A 17,314-nucleotide genomic window follows, 5' to 3' on the forward strand; every position below is an offset into this window, starting at 1 on the left:
CCCCCCCCCCCCCCGCCACCGACAAACCCCGGCGGGGCGAGGCCCGCGGGCGCCTACGATGGCGCTTTGCATGTGTGTTCCTACCCGCGCAGGTGTGGCCTTAAGTCGCAAACTATTGGCTTCAGTAAGCAGGGCCTCGGGCTTCATTGACGCTGCGACCAACACCATATGGTTATTCATAGCCCTCCAAACCGAGAGAAGCTCGCACCGACGCAGTCGCACCGCGGCAGTCAGCAGGCAATGGCTATGAACTAGGAACCTGAAAACCATCATGCCTGATAATATCAGACTAACTTCGAGGGACGTCCCCCTCATTCAGCTAGGCCTGTATCAGTGCCGCTTTCCGGTGAGCGAAGACCCGTCAGTACCTGGCGGTTACCGTTTTTGCGCTGGGCCAACTTCGCCGGATCGCGTCTACTGTGATCACCACCACAGCATCGTGACCGCCGTCGAGCCTCGTCGAGCCCGTTCGGGTTTCCACCTCGCTCAACGACGCGCCGCGTAAGTAGATACCGGGCGGCTGCACCTCGAACCGGTCTCAACGGCTCGATGTGATGCGCTCCCACGTACGTTCGGGCACCACATCGTCGGGCCGAGCAGTCCAAGGGAGCCGCAGAACCATCCGCTTTCCATTGAACTCGCTGGAGCCATCGTCCACGGTGGTGACCAGACGGGCGGGGCCCACATGTCACCCCGCCCCTGCCTGCCGACAAGCCCCGGCGACCGACCTTATTACTGGGCAGCCATCGGCAATTCCCCGATGTGATCCTTGCATGTGCCTAAGAACTGAGAGGCCATGTAGCCGGTGAGCGGCTCGACGATGTGCCTAGATGCCACCGCTCGGATCGTGCCGTCTTTCGTCGGGGGCAGCACCGTCGTCAAGTTGACACTGCCTAGTGGGGTCCACTCCAGAAACACCATGCTTTCAAAGCCACCTCGCTGAGCAGTGACCTGCACCGTGCCCTGATTTCCGATCAGCTGTGCGCGCTGCGCCGAAAGGTCGATAGCAGCGAACGCCAACTCAAATCTTGTTGGGCCAACTTTGAGTTGCTCTTCATTGCGATGGTCCGGGTAAATGTCGTCCGTAGCGGAAAACGCTGACACCGTGAATACGCAACCCAAATAGGTTGGGTTCCACTCTGCCGCCTCGGCAGACATCGCCGAGCTACCCATCGCCGTTGCGGCAAACGCTGCGATCAGATGCTTCTCCACAGCGCTCCCCCGGCTCCGCTCACGGCGTTAAGGTCTTATAGGAGGATCGTGCGTCGGTCGATACTTGACCCAGTGGATCAGCGCTGTCGCCGCCAGTCGCGGAGGCCTGCCGCCTACGCTAGCAGCGCCTCAATGTGGGCCCCAAAAAGTCACCCTGTCCCCGCCTGCCGATGAACGGGGGCGGCGGGTGCCGTCGCTACAGCGCGACGCCCTCGAGAGCAATAATCCTCGTCTTCGCACACCGCTCGCGGATGGCTTTGAGGCGGCTATATTCCGGCGAGTTGTACCAGCCCAGCAATGACTTCATGTCGGGGAACTCGACGATGACAAGGCGATGGGGTTCCCAATCGCCTTCCAGCACCTTGGTCGCACCACCGCGCCCCAGATAGCGACCGCCGTAGCGCTGCTCGGTGGCAGGCACCTCCCGCCTGTATTCCTCGAAAACGGCTGCGTCCGATATGTCGACATCGGCGATCAGATAGGCGGCCATTACTCATCTCCCCTTAGGACGAATGCCTCCGACTATACAACGGTCGTCCGTCGGCGGCGAAAACGCGCAGCGTGGTGGGGCCCCACAATCCACCCCCTGCCCCGCCGCTCGGGCGGCGATGCCGCTGGTTGGGCCGTTTGAGGAGTTGTCGTTCCAGTGAATATGATGTTGCTCACCGTCGGATCAACCGGCTATGTGATCTAACTAGCGATAGATTCGAGAGAGAGATGCAACCCAAAAAGACTGCGCTAATCACTGACTTGGATAACACGCTTTTTGATTGGGTCGAGCTTTGGCTGAATTGCTTCTCACCCATGCTCGACGAGATCGCGGAAATCAGCGGTATTACAAAAGACAGACTAATTCCAGAAATACGTGAGGTCCATCGGAGACACGGGACTTCAGAATATTCGTTTTTGATCGAGGAGCTTCCCTCCATTCAAAGGTTTCTGTCCGGTCGCGAGGCAACCAAGGTATTTGGAACTGCAATCGATATTTATCGCCGCCAGCGCCGTTGCTATCTAAGGCTCTATCCAACGGTAGGAGAGACCTTGCTGAGGATAAAGGGAGCGGGAACTCTGATCATTGGATACACCGAGTCGATGTCATTCTATTCGAACTACCGCCTCCGGCGCTTGGGACTAGACGGAGTGCTGGACCACGTCTTTTGTCCGGAAGACCACTTGTTGCCGGAAGGGCTTTCTCAAGAGGATCTGCGGAAGTACCCATCTGAACATTACAAACTTAATTTCACCAAACAGCACTTCACCCCAAAGGGATCAAAAAAGCCAGATACCGCAGTTCTCAACGCCATCGTGTCGGATTTGGGGCTCAACAAGGCTGATTGCGTTTACGTCGGGGACAACTTGATGAAAGACGTCGCTATGGCACTCGACGGCGGGATTGAGGATGCGTGGGCAAAATATGGGCAGGCCCACAAGCGTCCTGAATATAGACTCCTGCAGGACGTAACCCATTGGACTCTGGAGGAGGTTGAACGAGAGCAGAAGATTAAGGAGCGCGAGCACGTGGAACCAACCCACACACTTGATGGCTCATTTTCGCAGATCCTACCGTTATTTGACTTTTGCGAATTCAAACAGGCGAAGTGACAAGTATGAAAGACGCGCGGCGAAGTGAAGTAATCGAAATTTGGAAGTCGATTATCGAAGTTCAACGGCATTTCAACGACATTAGCATGCGCATCCGTGGCATGTTTGTGACGATCCTACTCGGATTCTTTGCGGCACTCGGATTTCTACTCGATCAAAATCTCAGCATCGAAATCGGTGACCTTCGCATTAAGTTCTCCACCGTGGTTCCGATGTTTGGATTGTTCGCCACGTGGCTGCTGTATTTCATAGACCGTTATTGGTATCACAGACTGCTCGTAGGTTCCGTAAAGCACGGAATAGCAATCGAACAGCAGTACAAAGATGAGATTCCAGAGCTATCGCTAAGCGCCAAAATTGGAGAAGAGAGCGCGTTTGCGCCCCGGTGGCCATTGAGTTGGATAGCGAATCTGCTCGTTTCCCATGACAAATTTCGACAGGAAGGCAGATTGCATTCCGACGGTAAGATTGAGCTTTTTTATAAGTCCGTCATGCTAGTACTGTTTTTAACTATAGTAGTTCTCTCTGTAGGGGGCGGCATTACTTTTTTCGACCACGATGTAACCGTCGCTCCCAAGGGTCCATTGTGTCCGCAAGCACTTCAGTCTTTGTGCGAAACAGTCTCAACGTTGGAAGAACTAATAGGTACCGTCAAGGGCAATTAAGCGACTGGCGACGGGCCACTGCATCGAAACAGACACGTCGCGAGCCTCGCTCCTGGCAGTGGTTGGGGCAAGCGTATTGCGCGACACGCCAGCGTTTTCTCTCATGGTAGAACGCCTTGAACCCCGAAAGCACGCCGAGACATGGGGCCCCACATTCGACCCACCCCCCGGCCTTCGGGCAAACCCCTGCGGGCCAGGTCGGGGTCGTCCAGCTGCCGTACCGGCTACCAGCGCGAGCCGAGCGGTGTCCGCGATCCGGGTTCGGCACCTTCTACCGCCTCATCTTGGTCTTGCTGCTCAGGAGCGGCTGGCTCGCGCGGATTGGACTTCAAGCGAGCATCGCGATTGATGATGTCCGTCACCTGAACAGCTGTCCACGTTCCGCCGCGCGCGGTGGCGATGCCACGGCCATTGAGCGCCGCCGCGATTTGCCGCAACGATTTAACTCCGCTCGCCTGAATGTCGCGGATGACCGGCAAGACGTTGGCCGCGAAGGCATCGGCTTGTGCCGAGCGAACTTCAATCGATCTCTGCTGCGCTTCGGCAAGTCTCGGGCCGCCAAGCACAACGCCCCTTTTTTTTGCCTCTTGCAATGCATGGCGCGTGCGCTCGGAAATCAGTGCGCGCTCCTTTTCGGCCACCGCTGCGTAGATGTGGAGCATGAACGGATCGACGTTGGAGCCGAACTCGGCGACGATGAAGGGAACACGCTTCGCCATCAGACCGGAGATAAAGGCGACATCGCGGCTCAGCCTGTCGAGCTTGGCGACGACGACCGGGCAATTGCCGTTCTTCCGCGCGGCTGCAAGCGCCTTGGCCAGCAGCGGGCGCTTGGTGAGCGCGTCAGTGCCCTTGCCGGTCTCAACATCGGTGAACTCACCGACGATTTCGAACCCCTCTGCTTCGGCAAAGCGGGCAATGGCTTCCTGTTGTGCGCTGAGGCCAAGTCCTGACTTGCCTTGACCATTCGTCGAGACGCGAAGATAGCCGATGGCGGGTCGTTTCATGAGCGGCTCCTTACCTATGTAAGGACAATATACGCTCGTTCTAAGTTCTTACAAGAGCCGGAGATGGTCCGGAGATGGTCCATTGTCGGCCGCCGGGCCGGATGCATCGCAGGCCGGTCGGCGTTCGTGGAACCGCGGGATGTCTCATGAAGAGAAATCTCACCGGGCGGGCCTCTTCGGCCTCCAGGGCCCGCCTGTGCGGCTTTGCAACGGGTCTCGGCCTAGGGGCAACCTCAATCAGTTGGCTGCCGCCAATCGCCGAGATGCGTGCCGTGATGACCCCGGGCGAGACGCCGACCCGCCCCAATAGCCGCAGGCCAAACAGGTTCCGGAACAAAGTCCCGGTAATATCCTTTTGTATTATGCTTAGAAGCGCTCACACCTCCGGGGAAGTCTTGAACATCTCACAAGGAGAAACCACAATGCGTAAACGTCTCACGGCCATCACTCTTGTCGCGATCGCAGCGTCCATTGTGCCCAGCGCGGCGGCTCAGCAGGCCAACACGACGGTCGGCCTGCTCGACTGCGTTGTCGCAGCTGGCACACGCTTCATCATCGGTTCAAAAAAAGCTCTGACATGCACCTTCACGTCGGCCAACCCGAAGGTCGCACCCGAAACATACGTAGGGGTCATCACGAAGTTGGGGCTGGACGTCGGTCCGACGCCGAGGGCAGTGCTGCGGTGGCGGATCCTTGCGCCAACTGGTAACGTCTATGCGCCCGGCGTGCTGGCCGGCGACTACAGCGGCGTCGGCGCCGAAGCAACGGTCGTGGTAGGCGCCGGTGCCAATCTTCTGGTTGGAGGATCCAACAGAACCTATACCTTGCAGCCAGTCAGTGTCCAGGCGCAGACTGGCCTGAACGTTGCAGCCGGCGTGACCAACTTCCAACTTCGCGCCACCAAATAGAGGTATTGCGCCCTCGGCGCGTCCACACCGCCCATGCCCGAGCCCATCACCTATGAGGTCGATCGGTTCGGCGACGATCGGCGCGGGCACGACATGTTGACGACCAAGGACGAAGCGAACGCCCGCGCACTGCTCGAGGGGCTCGCCGACAAGGGCCGCCTCGAGTACCTCGGGCCGCCGAAGCCGAACAGCCGCTGTGGTTCAGAAATCGACAGTAAGCAGCGGCCGCAGCAACGTTGCCGACCCGTGGGCGCACGTATGCGCTCGCCCAGCCAGGCGGAACTGCAGCTTTCCGTCAACAGCTAATATTCAACGCTACGTCGATGAAGGTCACCTTTGGGGCCAGAAGCGCTGGTCTTTCGAATGTCGGCTTTCCGGAAGCGAAATGGGCTCGTGTAGGTCGCCTTGGGTCCAAGAGCGTGCACTCGGTCGCTCAGAGTGATTGGGTTTGGTGCCTAAGGCAAGCTGACCTCGCCCGTCGGGCCGCCTCGGCCGACCGGATGCCGTCCCCGATCCCGAAATCGGCCCGCGCAGGGCCAAGGAAGGCCGCACGGTAGGTCGAACGCTTTGGTCGGCCCTCGACCGGGCGCACCGAATGCGCGTCTGGACGGCCCGCCTAGTTGACACGCTTCGGCGCGAACTTTCTGACCCAGTCGTCCATAGATATCGATTTGTCAGTTGTCGGTGTCCGCGAAGGCTTCCTGAGCGTGCCATCGACCTCTGCGCGGTCAATGACCAAGCCCAAAAGTTTCGCTTTGCCCATGACCGCGCTCACACCAGCCCCCGGCTGGCCGAGCTTCGTGGCCAACTGCAACATGTCATCCAGCTCGGCGACGAGGCTGTCGACAGTGATTTCCGACCGTCGTGCAGCCTCAGCCCGAAGCTCGGCAATGCGGGCGGCCACCTTAGGATTTCTTAGAAGCTGGGAGGCGCTGGCCTCGGCCGCGTTATCCCGCGCCGCATAGCCAGCTTCGACGTAGGCATCCTTCTGCGTCCGGCCTTCCATGATGAAGTTGCAGAAGGCTTGCTGTCTCGCGTTCAAAATCGTTGCCATGGCGGCCTCAGACATATTCCAAACACCAGCCTCACGCCATATTTGTAGCACGTCGAACCTCGCTGGGAAAACGGCTCGCCTCTCGGTCGCCTCCGATCTCAGTGCGGCGCCTTATTGCCAAGGCTGAGGAGACCCGGGCCCCACTCCAGTTCTTCACCTCCCGCGCGAGTGACGACCAACCGGCCATCGTCGGTTGGGCCCACCACAATTCCGGCGTCGGCGAGCAGTGGATCCAGTTTCTGCAACGCCGCCAACAAGGCACCCCGCTCGCGTGGCCAGCCGCTCACAGAGGTGTCGTCACAGAAATCGGAAAGTAAATTGAGCAGGTCTTCAGGCTCGCCGGCCCAATGGGAGCGACGCAGCATCATCAACCAGATGGCTCTCGCGAGAGGTCCGCTGTATTGGAATACCCGCGCAAATACCGTCTCATATTCGGAGCCTTCGGATTCTGGATGTGCGCGCCATTCTATTTCCGCTTTGATCCAGTCTCGCAGAGCCAGCGGGTAAGCGCAGAACTGGTAGGTATATTCGTCGCGCATCACAAAACCCCCGGGCATTAGAACTGCCCAACGGTCAGCTAACGATACGCCTGGTATGATTGGCTTCGCGACATTCCATTCGTCACCCTCCATGCGACGACCGGTATTTTCATCACTTCCTGACGATCGAATCCCCCGCTGGGTAACGGTATCAAATCTACGACAAACCAGCCCGGTGATGCGGGGAAAACGGCGGGCTTGTCGGTCGCCCCAATCAAGTGGAGATGGTGGGCCTTCCCGACATTGAAGCTTCGGACAAGCCCGCGCAGCAGCTTACGTGCCTTACTATCCTGCTCGGGAACCCCATCCTCTGGAAGAGGTAAATTGGCGAGAAATTCCAGCTGTTCACGATTCAGATGATCGATTTCCGTCAGGATAACCGCCTGCTGCCGCACAAGGTCATTCATTTTGTTTGGCATCGCACTTCTCCTCTATCGAATAGGGTTTGCCGAACTCATCCTGCCGTACTCGACTTTGCCGACGCGGCTCGTATGCGGCAGGGTGCCGTACCCTCCCCCTCCCCTTCGGGGAGAGGGTACGGCACCCCTTTCCTGCCTGCCTTGTCTGCCGAGGGTTGCCGAACCATGCCGAACCCGGAGTGTGCGTCAGTTCGGCAGCGCATCGTCACGGCCTCCTTCGCTTCCGCCGGCGCCGTAGAACTGTTTCAACTCGCGCTGTTCAGTGCGGTGCTCGACGATTGTGATGGCCTTACTGCGCAACCACGTCGCAAGGATCTTCCTGACCTGTTTGCGCGCCCGGTTCTGATCGCTGGTGCGCTCGGCATGTCCCATGCCTCGTCCGACATCGACGTCGAGGATGTCGGCGACCGCGTAGCCACCCCAGTCGGGAGATTGTTCGCTGGCGCGGTATTCATGGGCCGCGAAGGCTTGCTGGATGCGCTCAAGATCCGCGAGGCTCACGTCATCGAATGGCTTCGGCGGATCGGCCCTGACGAAACGCCCGTCGCGCCATCTCAAGCCATAGGGCTGGCCCTTCGGCCCATAGTTGATCTTCTTGACCTCCAAGATACGTTGCGTCTCGTCGGCCTCATTGCCGTGCTCGTCGGCCTCTCGGCGCAGGTAAAGCCGCGATCTGACGGAATTGCTCCACGCCGTCGATCCTGACATGCCGGTCCCGGAACTCATGCCGGAGAGGCTTGGATGGCCGAGCAACAGGATTGCGCAATCGTGCCTGATGGCCAGTCCGCGCAACAAGCCGATGAAGTGCTTGACGAGCGACCGGTTATTCTCGTTGCCGCTGAAAATGTCGGCGAGGTTGTCGAGGACCAACAGCACCGGCTCGATTTCCCGGAGCTTGGCGTCGAGCTGGTCGAACAGTCGGGTCGTTTTGAGCTTGCCGCCGGGGCCCTCATGAGCCAGCGTCGCGTCCTGTCCTACCATATAGACGATCTCGAGGTTGGCGGCGCCGGCGAGGTCGATGTCATCGGCGACGGCAATCTCGTGCAACCGATTGTGGATTTCCGTCTGGTCTTCCTCGGCTGACATATAGAGGACCGGACCGCAGGCGACAGCGATCCCAAGCCAAGTCGTTTCAGCGGCGATGGCAACGGCAAGCTGCATGGCCAGTAGGCTTTTGCCGGTCGAGCCGTCGCCCGAAAGCAACGTAATGTTGCGGCAGGGGATCAAGCTTGCCGCGTCGACGAACGCGCGCGGCGGAGGTGCGATACCGGCATAGATCGCTGCGCTGGACGAGGCGAGCGGTGGCAATGGTTCGCCTTGTAAGGGCAATGGCAGCTTTTGCTCCGACCGCCTGCGCTGAGTGCGAAACGCTACGGCTGCCTCGGAAAAGGCTGCGGTATCTTCAATGCGTTCGGCTGGGGTGGTGTTGGGCGCCGGAGGGTCGGTCTCTGGCGGAGGCTCGTTCCGGCCGGCGTCCTCGTCAACAAGTTGTGAGCGTCGGATACGCTCCAGGGCTGCGAGGATTGAAGTAGGCTCGGGCTCGTCTGACATCGGGCTTACCCCGTATACGCATCCATCGATGCCCTCCGCCGCTGTGCGCGCCGTTTGATCAACAGCAGGAACGAGCATTGGCGGGCTCCTATGCAAGACCCCCGGCGCTATTTGTGGTGGAGGACGAAATGGTGGATGGAGTGGGCGACGCTGTCGCCGTGGCCCTTGCGAAAACGCTTGCGAACAACGATGGCGCCAATGGCGCGGCGCGTCCCACTTCTAGTCTCGTAAGCGAGCTGCACCCTGCAACGGGCGCCGATTTCGTAAAACATTGTTCGTTTCCTTCTTCATTCTGCTGATGAGGAAGATGATGGCGGGGGGTTGGACTCAACGAGCAAAGTATCGAGCCAGTCGCGCGCTAGACGCGCCGACCCAAGTAAGGTCGAGCGCTTCGCCTCGCTGCTACACCCGGACAGAAGATCATGCGGTTTCACGTCTAGGCAGTTGCCGGCCAAGGAGTGGATGGCGCCCATGATCCCCAGGATTTTCTCTGCATGCGAATTCGGAATGCGCGACTTCGACGTCGACCGAGGCGAACTGCTGGCCCGCCGGCGCGAAGGCGTCGCCCTCGACGCAACCCTGTGCGCCGGCTGCCGCCGGCCGCGCGTGTCAACTGACGTGGAAGATTTTTCCACGTCTCCCCTCGCCTCGAGTTCACTCCGGACCACCGCGACGGTCGGATGCGAAACGGCGGTCATCGCCGCGATCTGGCGATTTGATTTCTCCGGATCGGCCTTGATCAGCTTCTCGATGAGTTCGCGCTTCTGATCAGCGGTCAAATGCCGGCGCCGGATGTTCGCGCCGATCACATATCCGTATGGGTCAAGCCCGGCGCGGTCATCCTCGCGCTTCCAGGCGCCGTCTGGGTAGCCTTCGATTGTAATGCCGCCATTCCCAATACTGACCAACCCGAGCTGTTGCAGCGCGTCAATTCGGTTGCGACCGTCAGCCAAAACTTCGTTGCCGTCGGTGTCTTTGAAGAAGACAATCGGCTGAAGAAGGCCGTTGGTTTGGATGTCGTTTGCAAGTTCGGCGAGTTGTTCGGGCTCGAGCAGTGGAAGCAAATCTGCTGCAGGATGCACCGCCAGTGCTTCACGCCAGTTTCCTGTTTGGATAGAACCCAATTGCATCACGTCTACTCCCATTGTTGGAGAGAGCCGAGCGGCGCTTGACCGGGTCGAACCAAGTAGGTCCGATACACGCCCTCGAAAGCCGTTTGGCTCTCCAGAATCGCGGGGCTTCCTGTTATCCGGCACTTCAGTTTCGTGCAGCTGCTGCCTTCTGGAGGCACGCGATAAGCTCATGGCGCCGCCAGCGGTTGGTGTTCGGTCCAACTTTCAAAGGCTTGGAGTAACGCCCGGCATTGATACCCCGCCACAGAGTGGAGCGGTGGATCGGCGTGTTTCTGCCGCCGATAGTGCGGCAGGCGCCATCCTCATCAATCAGATCATCAATCTCTTCGAAGGGATCAGTCGGCTGCATCTTCCTTCCTCGCGCGAATTCATGTTGACGCGTGAAGGATCGTCCCGTTGCGGCCTTATGTCATCGTGGACTTTTCTCGCTGGAGATAAGTCCACCTTGGGTAAGGCTGGCGCCCGGGTCAGGCCACCCATCTGGCTTTCAAGAGATCCGGATGGTGCTGTTATGCGCGTTTGAGCGTCAAACAGCGCCTCTCCTCTTTGCGTCCTTTCTACGGATCAAAGGACGACAATGTTTCGAGACGAAGTCGAGCAGGGTTTTCATCGCTGGCCTCTGGTCGCCGAGGGCTGTGGTCAGACCCGCGTCTATGAAACGGAGTAGGGGATTGTCCGGGTCGGGATCTCTTCTTGGTAGCCCAAGTTGCGGGTCAACGTGGTCATGCCAGATTTGGCATAGGTCATACATGAGGCTCTGGAGATCAGCCGGCAGTCTGGCGGGTGTCTCGGGTGGTCGGTTCCAGTGATCCTTTCCTCGAAAATCGTGCCATGCGAGCAGGTCCCAATATTGCGCTTCTTTCTCTTTTCGAACGTCCCACAGATTGCGCACAGCCCAGTCGCGCTGAAGCTGGAAAAACTCTTCGCGACCGCCTACGGTAAAGTCTCCCTGCCCGCCTATGTAAATTGGTTTCTCTCCCTCGGCGCATAACCACGCAAACGCGCTGGCCTCGTCATGGAAAGGCGCCAAGCCGCTGTCCGAGTCAATCGTCAGTTCCTTGGCAATGATCCCTGCAAGTGCCGTGTTTAACCCCTTGATAATTCTCCTGAGCCGGCTGCTCTCTCTCTCAAAGAATTCGTCCAAATTTTCGAGGTAGCGATCAATGGATTCCGCAACAAGGCCGCTGATGGCGACTTCCGTTTCCCTGGCAATCGGCGCAGCCTTCCTCGCCTGGCTCAGGAAGGTTTCGGGGTCGAATGGAGAATGCGCCGACCGGCTCATGCCAGCGCCCCCGCTCGCAGTCGCTCGACGTTGCCCTCGCCGTCGATGATGGCCACGAGTCGATCGGCCCATAGGTCGAGCGCTTCGCGCTTCTCCCTGTCGTAGGAATATCTGGCGTAGACCCGCGACGTGATGCTCGCCTTGGTCTCGGAGATGTGGTTGAGGACGTGCCCGATAACAAATGGCGAAATGCCGATTTCTTCCATGCCGGTCGCAGCCGATCTTCTCAGGTCGTGCGGCGTCCACGGCGCAATGCCTAGGATCGTCGCCACGCCGCGCTTGGTGATTTCTTCTCGCTTCACCGCCTTCGGAACAGATGCGCCGGTGACGGCTGCGCTGGCGCCGGGTCCAGGAAAGACGAAAGGCGGAACCGCCCTGCCCTTGCGCTCCGACAGCGCGTTCACGTCTGCGATTTGATCACAGATGATCCTGATTGCCATTTTGCACAGCGGGACAACATGGTCGCGGCCGTTCTTCGCGCGCCCGGCTGGTATCGTCCATAGGCCGCGTGTCAGGTCCAGTTCGCCGCGCAACATGCCGGCGATCTCGCCAACACGTTGGCCGGTAACGAGACAAAGACGCAGAATGCGGCGGGTGCTCTCCCGCATGTTGGCATCCGGCAGGGCCGCCCACATCGTCCTGATCTCCTCGGCCGTCAGCACACGGTCGCGCTCGACCGTTTCGGTGGGCTTCGCCATGCCTTCGGTCAGGTTGCTGTCCAGATCGCCACGACCGCGCCCCCATCGGATCATGGCGCGAAGATCCTCGAACACCCGGTTTGCCTCGACAGCCGCGCCCCGGTCTTTCACCGCATCGATCGCCTTGGTGATGTCGCGACGATGCAGCTCCGCGAGCTTGAGGTCGCCGATACAGCCTGACGATGCTTTCTCCATCTTTTTTCCGTCAGCGTCATAGCCGGACACATTCTTGCGCAGCCGGCGCGCGATCTCATCGACAGACCGCCGCGATGATGCTCGGCGAAGAAGATAGCTCTCCACCAGATCAGAGACGGTCATCGAGGCGGCGTGCGCCTTCTTGGCGGCCACGGGGTCGCCGCCGTCTCGTACGCTGGCACGCGTGTCCTTGGCCTTCTGGCGAGCGCCCTTGTCGGTGCCAAGGGGTATTTCGGGATAGGTGCCGAGCTTCAACCATTGCCGCTTATTCGGCGGCCCGTAAACGGCGAACCAGGTCTTTTGCCCACCCGCCGAGACGCGCAGTACAAGACCTTTGGCTGTCGTATCGAAATAGTCGGCTTTTCGGCCGGAACCGGCCTTCGCGGTTTGGCAGAATTTGTCGGTGAGTTCGAGTTTCGGCATTTGTCCAGCGACCAACCCGGCTACAACCGGTTTGCCTAGGGTTCCGTGAGTGATCTACAGGATGATCTACACAAAACTATGCGCCTCGTCGATACCGGCTGCGACAGCTAGCGACGAGATGAAGCCCTAAAGCATTGGTATAAAAGGCATTTAGAACTTCGTGCTGTCGCACGCCGACGCAGAAAATCGCGTTAGAAACCCTCTGTCAACCGGTTGGTCGCTGGTTCGAATCCGGCCCGGGGAGCCACCGCCTTTTCTACGATACGGCGCGATCCTGCGCGCAGTGTGCGATGTTTCCTTACGCTTCAATTTGGTTCGCTTCTGCTAAAATGGTTGCAAACAGCAGAGATGCCTATCGAAGTCAGGGTAAGTTAGCGTGGCGCCTTGCCTTCGCCTAGGTCTGCAAAGCCCTCATCGTAAGTTCGGCGGCGACATCGTGAAAAGACATGCTCCCGGCGCGATTGCGCCGAAACGAGCCGTCCCAGGGATTCGGCCGGCGAAACCTTCCAACACGAGAACCGGAAGATTTGGCCGATCCGGACATTCCGATCCCAAAACTACACAGCAGCGATCAAGCCCACCTCCAGCTGCACCATGACCATGAGACTGGAGATCGACTCGCATCACACATCCTGTGCTATTTATGACAATGTGACTGAGGCGGTGACATGCTGCAGCATCTACGAGTCCAAGCTCAAGGTTCCGATGCCGCCGACCAGAGCCGGCAGTGGATGAGCTCAATTTGGCTCGCTGTTGTCGTCGGTATCGCCTATTTCGTGGCGGCACAGTTAAGCCTTTCCCTACTCACTCCTGATGGCGTGGCCGTGTTCTGGCCAGCCGCTGGTATTGCCGCGGGCGCGTTGATCGCCCTTGGGCCTGGTGCGCGATTGGGGGTTGTGGTTGGGACGATGATCGCCACCATCGTGGCCAATCTCTTGGGTGACCGAAACCTCGGGAGCGCCACCGTCTTCGCCGTATGCAATGGGGTGGAAGCCCTGCTTACAGCTAGTCTGATCGAGCGCTACTTCGGTTCCGGAGTGAGTCTCAACCGCCTGCGCAACGTGCTGGGACTGTTAGGGGCGGCGATCGTCGGTGCCGCTGCCTCTGGGATCGGCGGGAGCTTGGGGTTCACTTTGTTCTATGGTGCGACGACGTCGATTTTTGCCATTTGGCAAAACTGGTTCTTATCCGACGCGCTTGGCATCGTCACGACTGCGCCGCTGGTGATCGGCCTCGCCTCAGCAACACGTGAGCCGCCGCCGCAAAGCGAGGCAATCGAAGGTCTTTTGGCTCTAGCGGCGGTAGCCGCGATGAGCCTCGTCGTCATTTCCCTACCACCGGAGCCTTGGAAAACAGTAGTGCCGATCGCGCTGCTATTCCCATTAATCTTGTGGATAGCGGCCCGCTGCCGGCCGATCTTCGCTTCGGCAGCGGCGTTCATTGTTGCCGTTGCGATAGTGTGGACGACGACGTTTGGAATTGGCCATTTCGGCGACCCGGATCTCCCGATTGCGGACCGCATCCTTGCCGCTCAAGCCGGCATCCTGGTGGTTGCGCTCTGCGCATACGTCCTTGCTGCGCTGTTCGCCGAGCGGCGTCAGCACGAGGCCGCGCTCATGGAGAGCGGTGCCCGCTTGCAAGAGGCGCTGACGGCAGGGGCGGTCACGGCGTTCGTTTGGGATGTCCGGACGGGCTCGTCGCAGCGCAGCGCAAACGCTGCGCAGATCCTGGATTATGAGCCGCGGCAAACGCTGACCGCCAGTGACTTTCTCTCGAGAGTCCATCCGGACGACCGCGGGCGCTTCAAAGCGCTCGTCCACGGCGTCCGCCCCGAGTGCCCCAGGTATACCGTCACATTCCGCTTCAAGCGCCGCGACGGTTGGGAAGTCTGGCTAGAGGAAGTGGCCAAGGCCGAGTTCGACGCAATGGGGCGCCTTGTACGCCTCAAGGGCCTCACTGTTGACGTCACCGAGCGCAAGCGGTCTGAGGAGCACCAAGGCCTGTTGGTCGCCGAACTGGATCATCGCGTCAAGAACTTGCTGGCACGCGTTTCCGTCGTCATCACGGATACGCGCCCGGGCAGTGGTTCGCTGGACGAATACATTCAAGCACTCGATAGGCGCATTCAATCCATGGCCGCCGCCCACTCGCTACTCAGCCAGAATCGTTGGCACGGCGCTGACCTCATGGACCTTGTCCGCCATCAGCTTGCGCCCTACGCGACGGACGCAAACACAACGATCCGTGGCTCCAACTTCACACTCACGGTCGCGGAGACCCAGGGGTTGGCGATGGTGCTCCACGAGCTGGTAACGAACGCTGCGAAGTACGGCGCACTGTCGACCAGAAATGGGCGGGTGGAGGTGGTCTGTAACCGCGGGCCTAGCGAGAATGCGACAAACCTGTCGATCGTATGGCGTGAGATTGGCGGCCCCGCAATTGCGGCTTCGCCGCAATGCGGATACGGCGTCAGCCTCATTCGTGATCTTATCCCTCACGAGCTCGGCGGTTCGGTCGACCTCGTATTTGCATCCGACGGCGTTTGCTGCAGAATTGAGTTTCCTGTCAAGGCCGTGACCGTGACAGACATAAAGGGAGCCACTTCCGGCCATCCAGCAGCTAGCGCGACGTCACTTGACGCACCGTTGCAATAAGATGTGCCGCGCTGACGGGTTTTTGCAAGATAGCTTCAACCTTGCCCGGTGCTAGCGGAACGACCTCGTAGCCGGTAATGACGATAACACTGATCCCTTGATCTTGCAGACGGTCGATCAGGTCATGAGCGGGCTCGCCGTCTCGGAGGCTAAAGTCGACGAGCGCTACATCAGGGCGGCGTTCGGAGATGAGGCGCTCGGCGTCGGCTGCGGTTGCAACGGGCCCGGCCAAGTCAGCCCCCAACGCGTTAAGCAGCCTCGCCATAGCTCTTGCGAGGTGCCAGGAATCCTCAACCAAGAGGATGCGCACGCCCGTCAACGACCCGGCTGTGGGCGGGTCGCGGTGGCTGGGTGAAGTCACCGGCTCCTCAACACATTACATTGGGCCCACCTCTATCCTGAACGTTACTGACCTGCCACAGGTAATTTCCTCCAAACTGGAGTTTCGGCTTTCAAGGAATACGTCGGCTCGACCGGCTTGACTTCAGCTTTGCGAGAACCGCGCTCACGTATCGACACGCCCAATCTTGCCGCGGAATACCACGTAGACGCCGATCGTATAGGCAACGATGACAGGCAGGACGACAATTCCACCATAAAAGAAAAACAGCATCGAATTTTCCGGGGCAGCAGCGTCGGCTACGGTGACCGCGTAGGGGATGAGGTAAGGCCAGAACATCACGCCAAGTGTCAGAAATGCTGTACAAAAAAATGCCGCCGTCATCGCAAAGGGAACAGTGTTGTGCCGCGCCCGCCCGCTGACGAGTACGCCCAGCAGGGCGGCAACGCTTAGCAGCGGAAATATAAGCCCCCAGTGGCGGCGTTGCAGATTGCTCTGCGCAATAGCCCCGGCATCGAACGTCAGCGATGTTATGAAGGCCACAGCAAGTGCCGCGAACACTCCTGCGACCAGCCATGGGATACGCGAATAGGCCAGTCCTGCAGATGACCCTCGGTCTTCATGACGATCCAGCAAGCGCCAAGCAACGCGTAACCAAGCATCAACCCGATCCCGGTCAAAACTGAGAAAGGATGGAGCCAGGCAAACGCGTCGCCTGCGTATTGCATGCCCTCGACCGAAACTCCGCGCGTCATTGCGCCAACAGCCGCTCCCTGGACAAATGCAACCAGTATAGAACCGAAGGTAAATCCGGCGTCCCAGAAGCGTCGCATCCTTTGACGCCGATAGCGGAACTCGAACGCGATGCCGTGAAAGATCAGCCCGACGAGCATCAGCAATACTGGCAGGTAGTAGGTCCCCAAAAACACGGCATATGCGGCAGGAAAGGCGGCGAAGAGACTTGCACCGATCACCACCAGCCAGGTCTCGTTGCCATCCCAGCATGGTGCAAGGCTGGACATCATCTGCCTGCGTTTCGTCTCATCCCGCGTGGTGCCAAATAGAATACCAACGCCAATGTCGAAGCCGTCGAGGATCACATAAATCAGGATCGCAGCAGCGATAACCCCGGCCCAAAACAGGGCAAGCGTACTCGGCTCAACCATGACCGTCTCCGTGTCCAGTCTGGGCGCCGGTCGCACTGACCGCTATGTCGGCGAACGCCAACGGTCGGCTCGCGGTGGCATTCGGAATCGCCTCTGCAGCGAGGGTCGGGCCTTCGCGGAGAAGCTTGTAAATGTAGAAGATGCCGAAACCTGCGAAGAGCGCGTAGACTACCGCATAGACCGTGAGTGAAATGACCACGTCACGGGTTGTCAGCGATGGCGTTACTGCGTCGCTAGTCCTCAGGAGGCCGTAAACAACCCAAGGCTGCCGGCCGACCTCGGCGGTATACCAGCCACTCAGAACCGCGATGAATCCGGTCGGGAATGACAAGAACGTGGCCCACAGGAACCAGCGGGTCGTTTCCAGCGCCGATCGCCGCTCGCTGGCAAGTCCAGTGCTCCTTAAGCTGCGGAAAGTCTTCGGTTACATAGTCAGTTGACGCCACGGGAGCTTATGGAGCGTTTT

21 protein-coding genes are annotated in these 17,314 nt (G+C 59.3%); 5 read left to right on the top strand and 16 right to left on the bottom strand.

Annotated elements, in window-relative coordinates:
• Positions 1-732: 732 nt before the first annotated feature.
• Positions 733-1,212 (bottom strand): hypothetical protein, encoded by a 480-nt coding sequence (locus AC0L3N_RS26190; RefSeq protein WP_473550348.1) that lies wholly within the window; start codon positions 1,210-1,212, stop codon positions 733-735.
• A gap of 196 nt (positions 1,213-1,408) precedes the next feature.
• On the bottom strand, positions 1,409-1,702 hold the full coding sequence (locus tag AC0L3N_RS26195; protein ID WP_473550349.1) for a DUF1330 domain-containing protein: 294 nt from the start codon (positions 1,700-1,702) through the stop codon (positions 1,409-1,411).
• A 227-nt stretch (positions 1,703-1,929) separates the two neighbouring features.
• Between AC0L3N_RS26195 and AC0L3N_RS26200 the strand changes: the two genes are divergently transcribed.
• Both AC0L3N_RS26200 and AC0L3N_RS26205 read left to right on the top strand, forming a co-directional pair.
• Positions 1,930-2,814, top strand: coding sequence for an HAD family hydrolase (locus AC0L3N_RS26200; RefSeq protein ID WP_473550351.1), 885 nt, complete (start codon positions 1,930-1,932; stop codon positions 2,812-2,814).
• Between the two features lie 5 nt (positions 2,815-2,819).
• Positions 2,820-3,479, top strand: coding sequence for a hypothetical protein (locus AC0L3N_RS26205; protein ID WP_473550352.1), 660 nt, complete (start codon positions 2,820-2,822; stop codon positions 3,477-3,479).
• Between the two features lie 224 nt (positions 3,480-3,703).
• Here AC0L3N_RS26205 and AC0L3N_RS26210 read toward each other — a convergent pair whose 3' ends face one another.
• Complete coding sequence (locus AC0L3N_RS26210; RefSeq protein ID WP_473550354.1) at positions 3,704-4,486, bottom strand: recombinase family protein; 783 nt, start codon at positions 4,484-4,486, stop codon at positions 3,704-3,706.
• A gap of 422 nt (positions 4,487-4,908) precedes the next feature.
• Between AC0L3N_RS26210 and AC0L3N_RS26215 the strand changes: the two genes are divergently transcribed.
• Together AC0L3N_RS26215 and AC0L3N_RS26220 are read left to right on the top strand one after the other, a co-directional pair.
• Positions 4,909-5,394 carry a DUF992 domain-containing protein gene (locus AC0L3N_RS26215; RefSeq protein ID WP_473550356.1) on the top strand — a complete coding sequence of 162 codons (486 nt, stop codon included), beginning with the start codon at positions 4,909-4,911 and terminating at the stop codon, positions 5,392-5,394.
• 33 nt (positions 5,395-5,427) lie between these two features.
• Positions 5,428-5,700, top strand: a complete 273-nt coding sequence (locus AC0L3N_RS26220; protein WP_473550357.1) for a hypothetical protein — start codon at positions 5,428-5,430, stop codon at positions 5,698-5,700.
• Between the two features lie 310 nt (positions 5,701-6,010).
• Here AC0L3N_RS26220 and AC0L3N_RS26225 read toward each other — a convergent pair whose 3' ends face one another.
• The 9 genes from AC0L3N_RS26225 to AC0L3N_RS26265 all read right to left on the bottom strand — a co-directional run bounded on the left by AC0L3N_RS26225 (position 6,011) and on the right by AC0L3N_RS26265 (position 12,688).
• The gene (locus tag AC0L3N_RS26225) at positions 6,011-6,448 is read right to left on the bottom strand and encodes a terminase small subunit (RefSeq protein WP_473550359.1); all 438 of its coding nucleotides are present in this window, start codon (positions 6,446-6,448) and stop codon (positions 6,011-6,013) included.
• 98 nt (positions 6,449-6,546) lie between these two features.
• A complete protein-coding gene (locus AC0L3N_RS26230) occupies positions 6,547-6,987 on the bottom strand; it encodes a hypothetical protein (protein ID WP_473550360.1) in 441 nt (146 codons plus the stop codon).
• Positions 6,988-7,025: 38 nt separating this feature from the next.
• Complete coding sequence (locus tag AC0L3N_RS26235) at positions 7,026-7,406, bottom strand: hypothetical protein (RefSeq protein WP_473550361.1); 381 nt, start codon at positions 7,404-7,406, stop codon at positions 7,026-7,028.
• 186 nt (positions 7,407-7,592) lie between these two features.
• On the bottom strand, positions 7,593-8,714 hold the full coding sequence (locus tag AC0L3N_RS26240) for an AAA family ATPase (RefSeq protein ID WP_473550363.1): 1,122 nt from the start codon (positions 8,712-8,714) through the stop codon (positions 7,593-7,595).
• Positions 8,715-9,064: 350 nt separating this feature from the next.
• A complete protein-coding gene (locus tag AC0L3N_RS26245; RefSeq protein WP_473550364.1) occupies positions 9,065-9,229 on the bottom strand; it encodes a hypothetical protein in 165 nt (54 codons plus the stop codon).
• A 15-nt stretch (positions 9,230-9,244) separates the two neighbouring features.
• The gene (locus AC0L3N_RS26250; RefSeq protein ID WP_473550366.1) at positions 9,245-10,087 is read right to left on the bottom strand and encodes a ParB N-terminal domain-containing protein; all 843 of its coding nucleotides are present in this window, start codon (positions 10,085-10,087) and stop codon (positions 9,245-9,247) included.
• Positions 10,088-10,214: 127 nt separating this feature from the next.
• Complete coding sequence (locus tag AC0L3N_RS26255) at positions 10,215-10,439, bottom strand: helix-turn-helix transcriptional regulator (protein WP_473527590.1); 225 nt, start codon at positions 10,437-10,439, stop codon at positions 10,215-10,217.
• A 177-nt stretch (positions 10,440-10,616) separates the two neighbouring features.
• Positions 10,617-11,372, bottom strand: coding sequence for a hypothetical protein (locus tag AC0L3N_RS26260; RefSeq protein ID WP_473550367.1), 756 nt, complete (start codon positions 11,370-11,372; stop codon positions 10,617-10,619).
• Positions 11,369-12,688 carry a tyrosine-type recombinase/integrase gene (locus AC0L3N_RS26265; RefSeq protein WP_473550369.1) on the bottom strand — a complete coding sequence of 440 codons (1,320 nt, stop codon included), beginning with the start codon at positions 12,686-12,688 and terminating at the stop codon, positions 11,369-11,371. Before AC0L3N_RS26265 ends, AC0L3N_RS26260 begins: the two co-directional genes overlap by 4 nt.
• Positions 12,689-13,356: 668 nt before the next feature.
• Between AC0L3N_RS26265 and AC0L3N_RS26270 the strand changes: the two genes are divergently transcribed.
• On the top strand, positions 13,357-15,342 hold the full coding sequence (locus tag AC0L3N_RS26270; RefSeq protein ID WP_473550370.1) for an MASE1 domain-containing protein: 1,986 nt from the start codon (positions 13,357-13,359) through the stop codon (positions 15,340-15,342).
• Here the strand turns inward: AC0L3N_RS26270 and AC0L3N_RS26275 are convergent.
• The 4 genes from AC0L3N_RS26275 to AC0L3N_RS26290 form a co-directional block, all read right to left on the bottom strand.
• Positions 15,308-15,607 (bottom strand): hypothetical protein, encoded by a 300-nt coding sequence (locus AC0L3N_RS26275; protein WP_473550371.1) that lies wholly within the window; start codon positions 15,605-15,607, stop codon positions 15,308-15,310. The two genes, AC0L3N_RS26270 and AC0L3N_RS26275, sit on opposite strands and share 35 nt — an antisense overlap.
• A gap of 240 nt (positions 15,608-15,847) precedes the next feature.
• On the bottom strand, positions 15,848-16,243 hold the full coding sequence (locus AC0L3N_RS26280) for a cytochrome d ubiquinol oxidase subunit II (protein ID WP_473550373.1): 396 nt from the start codon (positions 16,241-16,243) through the stop codon (positions 15,848-15,850).
• The gene (gene cydB, locus AC0L3N_RS26285; RefSeq protein WP_473550375.1) at positions 16,213-16,848 is read right to left on the bottom strand and encodes a cytochrome d ubiquinol oxidase subunit II; all 636 of its coding nucleotides are present in this window, start codon (positions 16,846-16,848) and stop codon (positions 16,213-16,215) included. Before cydB ends, AC0L3N_RS26280 begins: the two co-directional genes overlap by 31 nt.
• Positions 16,841-17,215 (bottom strand): cytochrome ubiquinol oxidase subunit I, encoded by a 375-nt coding sequence (locus tag AC0L3N_RS26290; protein WP_473550454.1) that lies wholly within the window; start codon positions 17,213-17,215, stop codon positions 16,841-16,843. Before AC0L3N_RS26290 ends, cydB begins: the two co-directional genes overlap by 8 nt.
• Between the last annotated feature and the right edge of the window lie 99 nt (positions 17,216-17,314).

It is taken from the genome of Mesorhizobium sp. WSM4807 (assembly GCF_055811615.1).